We start from the raw sequence: 14,841 nt of genomic DNA on the forward strand, positions 1-14,841 counted from the left end.
ATGACGATGTCATCGTTGGTGATGATGGCTCGGATGTCGAATTCGGTGGCTCAGGCGATGACTATATCGACGGCGGCGGCGGCACTGACATCCTGTTCGGTGGGTCCGGCAATGATCACATTCTGGGAGGCAGCGGCAACGACATCCTGTTTGGCGGGCGCGGAGCCGACGATCTGGAAGGTGGTGAGGGTGACGATGTGCTGTTCGGCAATGGCGGCCGTGACCGGCTGCATGGCGGGGCAGGTAACGACATCCTGTTTGGTGGTCGTGGCAGAGACACTTTCTACTACGAAACCGGAGACGGCCAGGACGTGCTCTATGGCAGCTTCCGACGCAGTTACATCGCAGGCGATGAGGTTGCTCTGTCGGTGAATGGCGTCGAGAGCTTTGCTGATCTCATGCAATACGGCCGCAACACAGGTGGGGGTGTTCTCTTCGACTTTGGGAATGGCGACGAATTGTTCCTGTCCGGTACGCGCCTGGCGTCCCTGGACGAGGACAAGTTCACGTTCTACTAAGTTGTTGTTGATCAAAAAAGCCAATGAAATCAATCGTAAATCAGGATCAGAATGCCTATTTACTGGCGCTTCGGCGCCTGTATCCCACGCTTGTTGTTGTGGGGCTGTTCAGTGTGGCCGTGAACCTGTTGATGTTGACCGGTCCCATGTTCATGCTTCAGCTCTATGACCGGGTTCTGTCCAGCGGGTCCGTTGCCACGCTGCAAGGGTTGTTCGTGATCGTCGTGGCCGCCTATTTCTTCCTGGGCCTCTACGATCTGCTTAGAAACCGGATGTTATCGAGGGCGGCGTTTCGACTGGACCAGCTCGCCGGAACGGCCGGGTTTGATGTCTGGCTGCGCTCAGGTATGACCGCTCATGGCACGATGCCGCGGCCGCTTAACGACCTGGCGACCGTCAGAGGCTTTCTGTCCAGCCCTGCAATGACCGGCTTCTTCGACATACCCTGGATCCCGTTGTTCCTGGCGATCATCTTTTTCATTCATACCTGGCTTGGCCTGCTGGCTCTTGGCGGAGCAGTTGTGGTCACTATCATGGCGTTGGCCAACCAGTTCGCGACCCAGCGTCGCTTTGCCCAGGCGATGAGCATGGACAGCGCCGAAAGCTATTTCACGGACCAGGTACATCGAAATGGCAACGCCTTGATACCGCTGGGTATGGCCGACAAACTGAGCCGCTATTGGAAGGACATGCACACGGCGGGTCTTGCGACCGGTCAAACCGCCAGTGAACGGACGGAAATCTATACTGCTTTTTCGAAGGCCTTCAGGTTGCTGCTTCAATCGGCACTGCTCGCCCTTGGCGGTTACCTGGCTCTGAAGCAGGAAATTTCGCCCGGTATGATCGTCGCGACTTCAATCATTGCAGGGCGCGCTCTGGCGCCGGTTGACCAGGTGATCGGTCAATGGCGAAACGTGGTGCGCGCGCGCGAAGCCCACAAGCGGTTGAAGGTGTCGATGGAAGGCAGCGGCGGGACCGCACAACGTGTGGAGTTACCCGACCCAGTGGGCCAGCTGTCCGTTCGGGGACTGACAAAATTTGCTCCCGGCCAGATCAACCGTACGGAACGCCCGCCTATCGTGCAGGAGATTGGCTTTGATCTTGCACCCGGGGATGCGTTGGGAATTATCGGTCCTTCCGCATCTGGAAAAAGTACCCTGGCAAGACTTCTCGTTGGTGCGTGGCCTGCAGATTCCGGAGAAATCCGGTTGGACGGCGCCACGCTGGATCAATGGACATCGGAGGTTCTCGGTCGGTTCGTAGGCTATCTGCCGCAGACGCTGGAGCTGTTGGCTGGGACCATTCGCGACAACATTGTCCGATTTGATCCGAACGCTTCAGATGATGATCTGATTGCAGCGTCGCGGCTGGCGGGTGTCCATGAAATGATCCTGAAACTGCCTGACGGCTATAACACGCGTCTTGAATATGGCGCGCCGATCCTGTCGGGTGGCCAGACACAGCGCATTGGTCTGGCACGAGCGCTGTATGGCATGCCCAAGCTGGTGGTGTTGGACGAGCCGAACTCCAATCTCGATGCGGATGGGGATGAAGCCCTGACACAGGCTATAGCGCAGATGCGGCAGGCGGGCAGCACCGTGGTGGTGATGGCGCACCGTCCGAGTGCCATTGCTTCCGTAAACAAGCTGATGGTGCTGAATGATGGACGCGTAGCCGATTTTGGCGACAAGGCTGAGGTGTTGCGAAGGGCAACGCGTGCGGCGCCTCCAGCAACTGCGCAGGCGGTGTAACGCGATGACTGCAGTCAGACCTCGCGCGCAAACTCCAACGGTCAAGACCGGCTTGCGAGTGACGGGAATTCTTGGCGTGCTTGCCAGCGTGTGCCTGTTGGCCAGCGCTGTGGTGTGGGCGCAATTCACCGAGATCAATGGCGCCGTGATCGCAGTCGGCAAGGTCGTGGCACAGGGGAAACCGAAAACCGTTCAACATCTGGACGGCGGAATTGTCCAGGAAATACTGGTGAAAGACGGCGATCGGGTCGCGGCCGGCGACGTCTTGATCCGTCTTGATGATACACAGCTGCTTGCCAACCTGCAGATCTACCGCTCCCGTCTGGCCAACAGTGCGGCACTGCGCGACCGGTTGGTGGCAGAACAAGGCGGCAGCGATACGATCGTCTTCGAAGACGATGTTGCCGCGCTTTCGGGACGGGATCTTGGCAAGGTGCGACTTGGTCAGACGGCTATCTTCACCTCGCGGCGCGACGTACATCTCGGTCGCCGCGAGCAACTGGAAGAAAAGATCCGTCAGTTCAAAAACCAGATTATCGGGATCAACGCTCTTGTCGGGGCGAAGCAGGATCAACTGGCTTCGCTGGAAACAGAATTGGCCGGAATGATCGAGCTCAATGAACGAGGTCATGTCCGCAAGAGTCAGGTGCTGTCCATGCAGCGCAGCCGATCCGATTTGATCGGCCAACTGGGTGAACATGCGGCCGAGTTGGCCAGGATTGCCAATTCAATTCGTGATACCGAATTGGAAATTCTGTTGGCCGAGCGACAGAGGCGAGAAGAGGCGGTCACCGAACTGCGCGAAACCGTGGTTTCAATCGAGGAAATGGTCCAGCAGATCCTGTCGACCGACAAGCAGCTTGATCGCGTGGATATCCGCGCGCCTGTCGACGGGATCGTTCATGAAATGCAGGTCGTCACGATCGGTGGTGTGGTTTCTCCCGGAGCGGCAATTCTTCAGGTAATCCCGTCCGGTGACGGCATCGTATTCGAAACCCGTGTCGACCCGTCCGCGATCGATCAGGTCTATGTCAATCAGTCCGCGCGCCTGAGATTGTCTGCCTTTAACCAGCAAACGACACCGGAATTGGAAGGGTCGGTCCTGACCTTGTCCGCCGACGCGGTTATTGATGAGGCAACGGGAGGTTCATTTTACCGCGTTCTGATTGCCTCTCCGATTGAGCAGCTTGAGCGTCTCGGGGATCTTGAGATCGTACCGGGCATGCCGGTAGAAGCTTTTCTTCAAACGGACGAACGGACAGTCCTTTCCTATCTGACGAAGCCGTTCACGGCGCAGGTCGGACGAGCGTTTCGCGAGGAGTAATGTCCGTCATTTCGATTTTCCGCCTCAACGCGATCGGCCGGGCAGATAGCTAGCCTGTCTTGGATAACTCGATGACGGAAGGCAGCTCAATCGGCATGACAGTTCACGATGTGCGACGCGGTCGGTCGGGCGGGCGGTACAGCGACCGCCGGTCGAAGTAGGTTTCGCATCCGTTCGAGTTCGATAGGATTCCAACCGAACTTTGTCCGCTGACTGCCCGCATCTGAGCTATGCTTTGGGAAAGAGATCGAACACATCGGATGACTTGCAATGCAGGACCAGCTGATACTCCTCCCCGGATTGCTATGTGACGCAAGGATTTATGCTGCCCAGATCGGAGCGCTCGGGCATCGCGCCACGATATCGGTGCCTGACCTGTCGGGCTATGACAGCATCGGCGACATGGCGACCGCTGTGCTTGCTCATGCACCGCCACGTTTTTCCCTTGGTGGATTTTCGATGGGTGGTCATGTTGCAATCGAAATTGCAATACGAGCTCCCGAACGGGTTGAACGGCTCGTTCTGATCGAAACAACCTACAAGCCTGTTGCCGAGCATATCCGGGCGCATCTGCGAGGCAGTCTCGAACGTCTCGGCAGTGGTGACATTGGAGGTTACCTGGACGATGCCTATCCCAACTATTTTGCGACCGACGCCAAAGTAGATCAATCATTCAAGACGATCTTCATGGAAATGGGGTTGGCGCAGGGCGCCACGGCGGCAGTCCGGCAAATAAATGCTGTTTTGACCTATCGGGGACATATGGGAGTTCTGTCGCAGATTTCCTGTCCGACGATTGTGATCTGCGGGGAACTCAGCAAGAGAAATTCCTATGAAGTTCAGAAAGAAATGGCCGACAAGATCCCAAACAGCAACATGATTTCCATTAAGGGAGCAGGGCATTTCGTGTCGCTTGAACAACCCGAGACAACCACTGCCACATTGGCGCACTGGCTGGACACCCGATGAGTGTTCATTTTTCGGGCAACCGGCTTTTTGTCGTCGCCCCTTGCAAGTCCAACAAGGTTTCCTGCACTTAACCGTTGGCTGATTGTCGGGTTGTCAGGTGCTTAAATCACCTTGACGTGTAGATCGCCGACCCCTTCGACATGTCCGTGCAAGTCATCACCACGCTGAACCGGACCGACACCGGACGGGGTGCCGGTCAGGATCACATCGCCTGCGCGCAATTCAAACAGGTCGGACAGGTATGAGATCATTTCGGGGATCTTCCAGATCAGCTGGTTCAAGTTGCCTTCCTGACGCATTTCGCCGTTGATCTTCAACCAGATTTGGCCTTCGCTCGGATGTCCTATTTCTCCGGCCGGAACGATTGCAGTACAGGGTGCTGAATGCTCGAAAGCCTTGCCGATCTCCCAGGGGCGACCAAGCTTTTTCATTTGGCCCTGAAGGTCTCTGCGGGTCATGTCGAGTGAAACCGCATAGCCGAAAATGCAGTCCGAAGCTTCTTCGACAGGGATATTCGTGCCGCCGGATTTCAACGCCACGGCGAGTTCGATTTCGTGATGCACATCGTTGCTCTTCGATGGATATGGAAAGTCCTGCCCCTCGAGCAACAGATTGTCCGGATTTTTCTGAAAGAAGAACGGTGGCTCTTTGTCAGGGTCGTGGCCCATTTCGATGGCGTGTGCCGCGTAATTGCGTCCAACGCAGTAAACGCGGTTCACCGGGAAAACGTCCTGGGATCCTGTGATTGGCAATGATGCGTGTTGTCGAGGTGGAAAGACGTAACTCATGGTGCTTGCTTTTCCCGATCAAGATGCGCGTTTGTTGGGTGCCGTACAAGCGGCGATCTAGTTAGCATTAAGTTCTGTTATGCCCAGTTCACCGGCAATTTCCGCGAGGACCTTCACAAGGTTTGGATGAAGCGGAATACCCTCCCTTTGCCTGGTTGCCAGTATTTCCGGGCGCTCCTGGCCCGGAATACGCACAGGGTCAAATCCAGGAAGCGTTTCGGAGCTTCGCATTTCACCAAATATCCGGTCGGCCGATGCTTTGAATGTCCCGACGTCGGCGAAAGCCGAGATCGAAATTGCCGCAATAAACTGACCCGTGTTGGTGGGTATTGCCGTTTCCTTGGTAAAGTTCACAACGTCCTTGCCGAAGGCTGCGCCGTTCAAGGTACCGGCAATCAACCCGATCGCGAGCGCAAGTCCGTATCCCTTGGCACCGCCTATCGGCAACAACAGACCTTCCGATTGACGTTTCGGGTCGGTTAGTGGCTCGCCCTGGCGATCGACCATCCAGCCCTTGGGCATCGGGTCTCCGCGTTGAGCAAGCACCTTGATTTTGCCTGCGGCCGCCGCAGTCGTTGCCATGTCCAGTACGAATGGTGGAGACGTGCCTGCGGGAACGGCAAGCGCCAGCGGATTGGTGCCCAGAAGCAGGTCGAGCCCACCGAAGGGAGCGACGTGATTTGCACTACCGACAGCTGCCATAAGTCCAATCATGTCGGCTTCGGCGAGCATGTTCACATATAACGAAGCCGGCCCGCAGTGGTTGCTGTTGCGTACACCGATCCAACCTATTCCGTGCTGCCTGGCCTTTTCTATCGCCAGTTCCGCGGCACGGCTCATTGCGAGGTGCCCCAGGCCGTTGTCGCCATCGACGACTGCAGTTGCGTCGGTGTCGGCAATGACCTTGATGTCAGGGCGCGAGTTGTTGCCGCCGTCTCGTAACCTGTTCACATATTGCCGGAGCCGGAAGGAGCCGTGCGTGTCGTAACCCAGAAGGTCCGCCTGCGTCATCAGTCGGGCGACCTTTTCCGCGTCGTGTCCGGGCACATCCAGCGCCCGAAAAGCAGAGGCAAGAAATTCGGTCAGGTCCTGTGCCCGATATTTTGTCGCTTCCTGTGTCACGCGCGCCGGCTCCCCGTTGCAGCGTCAGGTCCGGGTACCTGCATAATATTCAACCTTTTTCTCAAAGACGCCGATCAGCGTGGAAAACAGCAGTGCGAACACGAACAGGATCAGTGTCAACGCCCAGAATTCCTTGAACTGGAAATTGTCCGAGAAGGTTCGGAACATCCGGCCAAGCGCGACAACGGACAAGAGAAGCTGCCCGATGACAATGCCCTTGACGGCACGGATCAGTCCAAGTCGCACACCTGCGAGAATTTCCGGCAGCGCCGACCAGAACAGGATCTTGCTCAGCATTTGCCATCTGCTAGCGCCGAACGACCTGCCCATTTCCTTGAGCGATGTCGGGGTATGAAGTACTCCGGCATAGGTGTCGAGCGTGATGATCCAGATCGAAAACAGCGCGACAATTATGATGACCGTCAGTTGCCCGAGACCGAACAACAGCATCAGTACCGGTACGAGCGACGACAATGGCGCACTGGCCAGGATATTGACCCACATGCCCAGCACACCATTGGCGGTCTTGCTGGTTCCCATGATAAATCCGAGCGCGATGCCACCGGTAATGGCGAAGAACATGCCGATCGCAAAGGCCTGCAGGGTTTGCCAGGCTGCCGCCAGAAAGTCGGGCCTGACGATCAGGACTGTCATTTCGCGGATAACGTCTGAAAAGGGAGGCAGGATGAATGCCAGATCCAGCCGCCCGACGATTTCCCACAGCCCGATCCAGATCAGGAGCGAGAACACCGGAGGGATGTTGATACTTTTTGCTTCCATGGCTTGGCTTCACTCCAGATACTTTCGAATGTTGCTCCAGATCTCCTCGACCGTGTCGAGATAGACCTTGTCTCTGCGAATGTCGTCGGGGCTTTCCGAACGGTCCAGTTCAGGCCGGATGATCGAATGGATGCGCCCGGGCCTCGGAGACAGGAGAACGATTTGATCCGAGACGTAGACGGCTTCCTCGATAGAGTGCGTCACGAAAATCACGGTCTTGTTGTCGACCGAAAGCAGGCGCAACAGGTCTTCCTGGAACTTGCGTCGATTCTGTTCGTCGACGGCCGAGAACGGCTCATCCATCAGCAGAACATCCGCATCGACGGCAAGGGCGCGTGCCAGGCCGACGCGTTGACGCATTCCACCTGACAATTCGTGAGGGTATTTGTCCTCAAATCCCGCCAATCCGACTTTTTCGATATAGGTGCGGGCGATGTCCTCACGCTCTTTCAGCGGTGTTCCGGTCAGTTCCAGACCGAATGCGACATTCCGGATCACGCTTGCCCAGGGCAAAAGCGCAAAGTCCTGGAAGACGAAAGCGCGTTCCGGACCGGTACCTGTTACCACTTGACCCTTGACGAATACCTCTCCGGCCGATGCATCCAGCAATCCGGCGATAATCTTCAAAAGGGTTGTTTTTCCGCAGCCCGATGGACCCAAAAGGGTTGTCATCTGACCCGTGGGGAAATCCAGGTTGACGTTGTCCAGAGCATGAACGTCTGACCCGTAGTATTTCGTAATACCTCGGACCGCCACGATATTGGCGTCGGGATTTGCAGGTGCAGCCTCGTCAACAAGCGGCTGATGAACGGCCTTGTTCATTAGTGACCTCGTTTCTTTTCGGGGCGGAAGTATCTGACTTCAGCCTTTTCCAGCAGACTCACCATCACTGCCGAGAAGACGATGATCGAAAGAACCGCGGCGTACATTGCCGGGTAATTCGCGATGGAACGGTTGTAGGAGATGATGTCACCTACGCCGGTGGGAGTAATCAGAAGTTCGGCCAGGATCACACCGATGAAGCCGGCGGCAACCCCCAGCCTGAGACCGGCGAATATCACCGGAGCCGCATTGGGTATGATGACTTTCCAGATTTCCTGCAGTCGGGTTCCCTGAAAAGAGCGGCACATCTGAATAAGGACGGGGCTGGCATTGCCGACCGCCTTGTAAGTGTTCAGGACAATGATCGGAGACGCCAGAATGATCACGGCCACCGTTTTGGCGGTAAGACCAATTCCGTAGGCATAGGTAATGAGCGGGATCAGGGCGGCGACCGGGGACGCCTGCAGGACAACGAAAATCGGTTCCCAGAGCCAGCGTGAGCTTTTGTAAAGACCCATCGACACTCCGATCGCAACTCCGAAGACTGCCGAAATGCCAACCCCCAGAACGAGGGGTTTGAGCGTTTCCACATAGGCGGCCAGCAGACTGCCATCCAGGGTCATGTCAAACATTGCCACCATAGTGGCGCTGAAAGTGGGAAAGGCGGGGCTGATCGGCACAAGTCCGGCGATTTGCCAAGCGGCAAAGAAAACCACGATTGAAAGCAATCGAAGTTGAAGCTCGGAAAATCGAAAATGAAACCCGGCTGGCTGGACGCCCATGCCAGTGAGGGTGCCAACCGCACCATCTGAAGAGTCGGGACTCGCTTTCATGATAATCGGGAGACCTCTGAATTTGATTGCGTGGGATGATGGCGGCGGGAAACCGAAATTGTCCGCCGCCATATCTGGCTTAATTCTGGTCGAGTTTTGCCGCTGCGTTGGTGACAGGACCGAGATACCAGAAGTCTTCAACCTTCAGGTCGGCCGGATCGCCTTCCAGGGAACCGGATGTCGTAAAGAAGTTGAAGTCTTCGGCAACCGAGGCAGCAGTACCGCCATTGCTTGGGTAAAGATCGATGGATACCCCTTGCTCGAAAGCAGGAAGCAGTTCTTCCACTTCAACCGCCTCAATATCCGGCAGGACATTATACTGCTCCCGCAGACGAACAACTGCGGACGGATCTTCGTTGATTTCACGCCAGGTGCGGATCAGCTCCTCGACGAGAATTGCGACCGCTTCTTCTTCCTGTTGAAGCCAGTTCGTATTCGCGTAAAGGGCCTCATCGGTCGCTTTTATGTCCGGCATTTCCAGGAACACAAACTTGTCCGGAGCCTCGCGCTCCAAAAGACGCTTGCGCTCGTAGTCGACGATTGAAACGTCAATCCGGTCCTGCAGCAAAGCACCAGCGCGCACACCTGATCCAGGCACATAGCTGATGTCGCCGTATTCAACGCCATTCTCCTTGGCCATCCACTGCATGATCGCCTCGGTTCCGGAACCTCGGCCGTGAACTGCGACAGACGCGCCGTCGAGATCTGTCCAGGCCTTGTATTTCTCACCGTTTACAACGGGATAGAAGCGCAGCATCGAGAGCTGATAGAACATGCGGATCGGTGCGTTCACCCGCTGAATCAAGCCATAGGGTGTGCCAACACCGATATCGGCATCGCCGCTAACGATGGCCTGGGCTGCAAGGTCTTCTGATTTCAGGAAAACAGTCTCGACGTTGACACCGCGCTCCTGAGCACGTGCGACGGCGATCATGAAGTTGGTCATTTCGCCGCCGGGCACATCACCGAAAGCTACCGTCATGGAGCCTTTGTCCTGGGCAGCCGCGCCAACCGGACCCATCAGGCCGGCCGTCAAAGCCAGGCCGGATAGTATCGCCATTCGTTTGATAAATTGCAATTTCATGACTTTTTCCTCCCTAAGTCATTCACCTCAGAGCCGCGCAATTCTTTTCTTGACGTTTATGCTGCGGCAGCCTCTGATTTCGCGCTGCGAACGAAGTTGGTCAGTTTCCCGATCCCTTCGATTTCGCAGGTAATTTCGTCGCCATCTTTCAGGAATACCGGGGGATCCATCGCATAACCGACGCCCGATGGCGTGCCGGTCGCGAGGATGTCACCTGGCTCAAGGGTCAGACCTTCTGACAAGGATTCCAGCAGGCGGGAAATCGGGAATATCATGTTCCCGGTATTGCCATCCTGACGTAATTCCCCGTTCACTTTCAGTGAAATTCCGAGGTCTTCGAAATTCGGCAACTCATCAATGGTGACGATGCAGGGGCCCATGGGACAGGTGGTGTCCAGCCCCTTGCCCTTCAGAAACTGACCGCCATGCGCGCGCTGAAGATCGCGCGCGGTGACATCGTTGATGATGGTGAAGCCGAATATGTGATCAATGGCATCGGCCTTTTGAATGTTACGACCCGGTTTGCCGATGACAACGCCGAGTTCCACCTCATAATCCATCTTGTCGGACACGGCCGGGTCGAGGCGGACCAGGCCTTCAGGACCCACTACAGCCGTCGGTGGTTTGGTGAAGAACACCGGCAGTTTCGGCGCTTCGTCCTTCTTTGCCTGTGCGCGGCTGGCTTCGGTCACATGGGCCCGATAGTTGCTGCCGACGCAAAAAACATTCTTGGACGGCCGCGGGATAGGGGCCAAGAGCTCAACATCGGAGACAGCTCGAATGGCAGACGCCACAGCGCCGAGACCATCACCGAGCAGCGTTTTGCAGGCGTTCAGATAATCGGGACCAGCGCCTATCAGATCGATCATTTTGTCGACCGCTTGAAGGGATGGGTCAACGACGCCGGCTTTGCGCGCAAAATCGACAGCCACGGTCAGATCAAGCAATTCACCTGAATTGATGAATACACCGACGTGGTTGTCCTGACCGCACCTGAAACTCGCCAAGCGCATTGTTCATCTCCCCTACAGAGTATTCGCCTCGCTCTTCTCCAGCGCCTGATCTTTTCGATTTGGTTGCGCGTTTTGGTTCAGTTGCCTGAACCATTTCGACATTGGTCAAAACAGCGTGACAACTACTTGGAACAGCGAACGATTAGTGTTTATGTATTGATGAAAACATGAACGCCGGGGCTGAAGAACCCTGTTTTTTAACCCAATTATGAAAATGGTTTGAAATGGTACAGAGGACCGAGGAAGCTGCAAGAGAGTTGGAATCGCTCAGAACTTTCTTGCGCGACAAGGAAATAGCGCTCAATGAAAGGTTGCCGCCCGAGCGTGAACTTTGTGAGGAATTGGGTCTGTCACGTGGCAAGCTTCGCAAGGCATTGGCGCAGCTGGAATCCGAAGGACAGATCTGGCGGCATGTCGGACGAGGCACTTTTTTTGGCCCGCGACCGGTTTTGAATCTCGGCGAAGTGGAGTTTCTTTGCGAAAAATGCCGACCCACGGAAGTCATCGAAGCGCGCATGGCAATGGAGCCGCAGATGGCAAAGCTCGCAGCGCTACACGGAACAGCTGCAAATTTTACCGAAATGCGACGGTGTATCCGTCTTTGCCGATCTGCCAAGGATTGGCGCGTTTATGAATCCTGGGACAACAATTTTCATCAGGCAATCGCGGCAGCAACCTGTAACAAACTGCTTATCAGTCTGTTTGAAACGTTGAACACGGTGCGCAGGTCGACAGTCTGGGGCCAATTGCGGGCGACCCGTTTGCCGCCCAAGGATCATCAGAGTTTTGCAGAACATGACGATATCTATGCGGCGATAGTCGACAGGGATGCCGAACGGGCGGCAGAGGCGATGAGAACGCATCTAAAATCCGTGCGCGACCGGTCTTATGCACCCCTGTTCAGTTAACTGAAACGCGGTGTCTTGAGACTATACCTGCGAGGCCCGAGCTAGTGGGCATCAGTCCGAGCCAGACTTCCGGATATTGAGAAAATGCGCGCGGGCGCCAGCGGTTCCGATCTTGGTTGAGGATACCCGAAAACAGACTTTAGTCTTTTGCGAATAGATCCCGTCGACGTATCTCAATTGCAGGTCGGTCGTCCTGGCCGTTCCGGGCATACTTGACCGCAGCAGCAGCAACCACATAATTTGCGACGTATATTACGCGCGTAAGGTTTTGACGAAGCCGAATAAGGTTTCGCTGGAATGACTTTGGAGAGGAAATGAGCGGACGCAGACTTAAGAATATGGACGAATTTGCTGCTGCAAGTGGTATTTCGCGACCGACACTCTCGAAGTTTTTTAATGACCCGAACAGCGTGAGAGCAACGACGCGTCAACGCATTGAAGCAGCGCTCGAGCAGTATGATTTTCGCCCCAATATCTTCGCCATGAACCAGAACCGGCGTATGACGAGGAATATCGGGATAGTGGTACCCAACCTTGCGGATCCGTACTTTGCCGAAATTGCGCGGCAAATCGAACAGCGCTGTATCGGTAACGGGTTCCGGCCGTCGCTCTTCAGCGCTCACGGCGAGCAGAGTCTTGAGAACGATATTCTCGACAGTCTGCGGTCGCTCAAACCAGCCGGTGTTCTTTTTGCGCCACTGGGGCGAGCCTCGGACAAGAAGACGATAGAGAGATTTTGCTCGGAAGTGCCGACGGTTTTGTTCGACAGCAATATTGAAGGCTTGGGAGAAGCCTTTGTAGGTTCTGACAATTTCAGCTTTGTTGAGCAGACCGTAGAGTATTTGGTGCGTATCGGTGAACAACCGACGTTCTTCGAAATGCGGTCGCCCAGCAATCCGAACGCGAATAAACGACGCGTCGCCTATCTGGAAATGATGGAGCGATCCGGTCTTGAGCCGAATGTCATCAAGATCGATGGAGAGGGTTGGCCGCTGGAAGAGATTGGCCGCCAGGGAGCTCTTCAGGTGATTGAAGATGGCGGGTTCCCGACTTCTGCGGTGCTATGCAGCAACGACCGTCTTGCAATCGGACTCCTGTCGGTTTGTTACGAAAAGGGATTGCGGGTCGGCCGGGGTGAAGGATGTGCGCTGCGTGTGGCCTCGCACGATGATCATCCCTTTTCGCGTTACACCTGTCCGTCACTAACGACTGCCGCCCACGATTATGACTCGGTCGCTAGCTGTGCATTCAACACGCTCAGTGACCTGATTGAGGCAGGTGGCAGGTTTCAATCTCGAACGGAAACGTTGTTTCCCTCGCGATTAATTCTCCGCGCGTCAGCTTAAAAGTTTACGCGCGAAAAATTTAAACTTGACGCGCACAAATAAATCAATCTAGTTTCTTCCTGCATCATCCATGTAAGGGAGGAAACCGGATGTCTTTAAAAACCGCGCTTCGTGCGGCTTCGGCGCTCACGATCATTTCCGCGTTTGGCACATCTGTGTCTGCAGAAACCATCACCATTGCCACGGTCAACAATGGTGACATGATCCGCATGCAGGGCCTGACGAGGGATTTCACCCTCAAGACCGGCCACGATGTCGAGTGGGTCACTCTGGAAGAGAATGTTTTGCGCCAGCGCGTCACGCAGGACATCGCCGCAAAGGGTGGTCAGTTCGACATCATGACCATCGGCATGTACGAAACACCTATCTGGGCATCCAATGGCTGGCTGGTCTCACTACAGGATCTTCCGGCCGAATATGACATCGATGACATTCTGCCGGCCATGCGGGCAGGCTTGAGCCACGAGGACAATCTTTATGCAGCGCCTTTCTATGGCGAGTCTTCGATGGTTATGTACCGCACCGACCTGATGGAAAAGGCAGGGCTGGAAATGCCTGATGCTCCGACCTGGAGCTTCATTGCCAAAGCTGCGGAGGCGATGACCGACAAGGATGAGGAAGTCTTCGGCATCTGTATGCGCGGCAAGGCAGGCTGGGGTGAGAACATGGCTTTCATCACCACCGTTGCGAACTCATTCGGAGCGCGTTGGTTTGACGAAAACTGGAAGCCACAGCTCGACAGTCCTGAATGGGCGGAAGCGGTCAATTTCTATAATGACTTGATCCAGAATTATGGACCTCCGGGCGCCGCCACAAATGGGTTCAACGAGAACCTGGCTCTGTTTCAACGGGGTAAGTGCGGCATGTGGATCGATGCGACTGTCGCCGCGTCGTTCGTGACCAATCCCGATGACTCCATGGTTGCGAACGATGTTGGTTTTGCACTCGCTCCGAACAAGGAAGGCGTTGAAAAGCGCGCCAACTGGCTGTGGGCCTGGGCGCTCGCAATTCCGGCCGGCACACAAAAGGAAGCTGCCGCTAAGGAGTTCATCAATTGGGCAACGTCCAAGGAATACCTGGAACTGGTGGCGCAGAGGGCTGGGCAAATGTGCCGCCGGGAAGCCGGACATCTTTGTACGAAAACGCGGAATACCAGAAGGTGCCTTTCGCGAAGATGACACTGGACAGCATCAACGCCGCCGATCCGAACAATCCTACTGTAGATCCGGTTCCCTATGTCGGCATTCAATATGTCGCGATCCCGGAATGGGCAGGTATCGGAACATCCGCCGGGCAGGAGTTTTCCGCGATGGTGGCCGGTAGTCAGTCTCCCGAAGCGGCACTGGAGAAAGCGCAATCTTTGGTGGCTGAAGAAATGGAAGCTGCGGGTTACTAAGGGTTTCCTCCCCGACTTGAGGGCGGAGCTTGCTCCGCCCTCTTCCTTTTCAATTTTGCTTTCATCCTTTGTGTCGGCAAGACCGTCAACAGAGAAGGTGTGTCCATGGCTACCCAGCATTCGCGCTCCGCTGCGCGCATCATGATGGCGCCGGCCGTCGTCCTGCTCCTCGGCTGGATGCTCGTCC

At 55.7% G+C, this 14,841-nt stretch carries 13 protein-coding genes and 1 pseudogene; 7 read left to right on the top strand and 7 right to left on the bottom strand.

The window, feature by feature from the left end; all coding sequences use genetic code 11:
* From K5905_RS11200 to K5905_RS11215, 4 genes are all read left to right on the top strand, one after another.
* Positions 1-518: calcium-binding protein (locus tag K5905_RS11200; RefSeq protein WP_297583675.1), on the top strand; the 518-nt coding region annotated here is incomplete at its 5' end.
* A 23-nt stretch (positions 519-541) separates the two neighbouring features.
* A complete protein-coding gene (locus K5905_RS11205; RefSeq protein WP_297583677.1) occupies positions 542-2,269 on the top strand; it encodes a type I secretion system permease/ATPase in 1,728 nt (575 codons plus the stop codon).
* A gap of 4 nt (positions 2,270-2,273) precedes the next feature.
* A complete protein-coding gene (locus K5905_RS11210; RefSeq protein WP_297583679.1) occupies positions 2,274-3,593 on the top strand; it encodes an HlyD family type I secretion periplasmic adaptor subunit in 1,320 nt (439 codons plus the stop codon).
* Between the two features lie 270 nt (positions 3,594-3,863).
* Positions 3,864-4,562: an alpha/beta hydrolase gene (locus K5905_RS11215; protein WP_297583681.1), complete on the top strand. Its 699-nt coding sequence runs from the start codon at positions 3,864-3,866 to the stop codon at positions 4,560-4,562.
* 101 nt (positions 4,563-4,663) lie between these two features.
* Here the strand turns inward: K5905_RS11215 and K5905_RS11220 are convergent, their stop codons facing one another.
* The 7 genes from K5905_RS11220 to K5905_RS11250 form a co-directional block, all read right to left on the bottom strand.
* On the bottom strand, positions 4,664-5,350 hold the full coding sequence (locus tag K5905_RS11220; RefSeq protein ID WP_297583682.1) for a fumarylacetoacetate hydrolase family protein: 687 nt from the start codon (positions 5,348-5,350) through the stop codon (positions 4,664-4,666).
* 57 nt (positions 5,351-5,407) lie between these two features.
* A complete protein-coding gene (locus K5905_RS11225; protein ID WP_297583684.1) occupies positions 5,408-6,472 on the bottom strand; it encodes an Ldh family oxidoreductase in 1,065 nt (354 codons plus the stop codon).
* A 24-nt stretch (positions 6,473-6,496) separates the two neighbouring features.
* Positions 6,497-7,252, bottom strand: a complete 756-nt coding sequence (locus tag K5905_RS11230) for an ABC transporter permease (protein WP_297583686.1) — start codon at positions 7,250-7,252, stop codon at positions 6,497-6,499.
* 9 nt (positions 7,253-7,261) lie between these two features.
* On the bottom strand, positions 7,262-8,074 hold the full coding sequence (locus K5905_RS11235; RefSeq protein ID WP_297583688.1) for an ABC transporter ATP-binding protein: 813 nt from the start codon (positions 8,072-8,074) through the stop codon (positions 7,262-7,264).
* Positions 8,074-8,907: an ABC transporter permease gene (locus tag K5905_RS11240; RefSeq protein WP_297583691.1), complete on the bottom strand. Its 834-nt coding sequence runs from the start codon at positions 8,905-8,907 to the stop codon at positions 8,074-8,076. The genes K5905_RS11235 and K5905_RS11240 overlap by 1 nt, the downstream gene beginning before the upstream one ends.
* 79 nt (positions 8,908-8,986) lie before the next feature.
* Positions 8,987-9,991 carry an ABC transporter substrate-binding protein gene (locus K5905_RS11245; RefSeq protein ID WP_297583694.1) on the bottom strand — a complete coding sequence of 335 codons (1,005 nt, stop codon included), beginning with the start codon at positions 9,989-9,991 and terminating at the stop codon, positions 8,987-8,989.
* A gap of 56 nt (positions 9,992-10,047) precedes the next feature.
* Positions 10,048-11,004 carry a fumarylacetoacetate hydrolase family protein gene (locus K5905_RS11250; RefSeq protein ID WP_297583697.1) on the bottom strand — a complete coding sequence of 319 codons (957 nt, stop codon included), beginning with the start codon at positions 11,002-11,004 and terminating at the stop codon, positions 10,048-10,050.
* Positions 11,005-11,228: 224 nt separating this feature from the next.
* Here K5905_RS11250 and K5905_RS11255 point away from each other — a divergent pair, with 224 nt between their 5' ends.
* From K5905_RS11255 to K5905_RS11265, 3 genes and pseudogenes are all read left to right on the top strand, one after another.
* The gene (locus tag K5905_RS11255; RefSeq protein WP_297583699.1) at positions 11,229-11,912 is read left to right on the top strand and encodes a FadR/GntR family transcriptional regulator; all 684 of its coding nucleotides are present in this window, start codon (positions 11,229-11,231) and stop codon (positions 11,910-11,912) included.
* A gap of 314 nt (positions 11,913-12,226) precedes the next feature.
* A complete protein-coding gene (locus tag K5905_RS11260; RefSeq protein ID WP_297583701.1) occupies positions 12,227-13,258 on the top strand; it encodes a LacI family DNA-binding transcriptional regulator in 1,032 nt (343 codons plus the stop codon).
* A gap of 89 nt (positions 13,259-13,347) precedes the next feature.
* A pseudogene (locus tag K5905_RS11265) lies at positions 13,348-14,654 on the top strand (sugar ABC transporter substrate-binding protein).
* The last annotated feature ends 187 nt before the right edge of the window (positions 14,655-14,841 follow it).

It is taken from the genome of Roseibium sp., assembly GCF_025698965.1.
Classification (GTDB): Bacteria; Pseudomonadota; Alphaproteobacteria; order Rhizobiales; family Stappiaceae; genus Roseibium.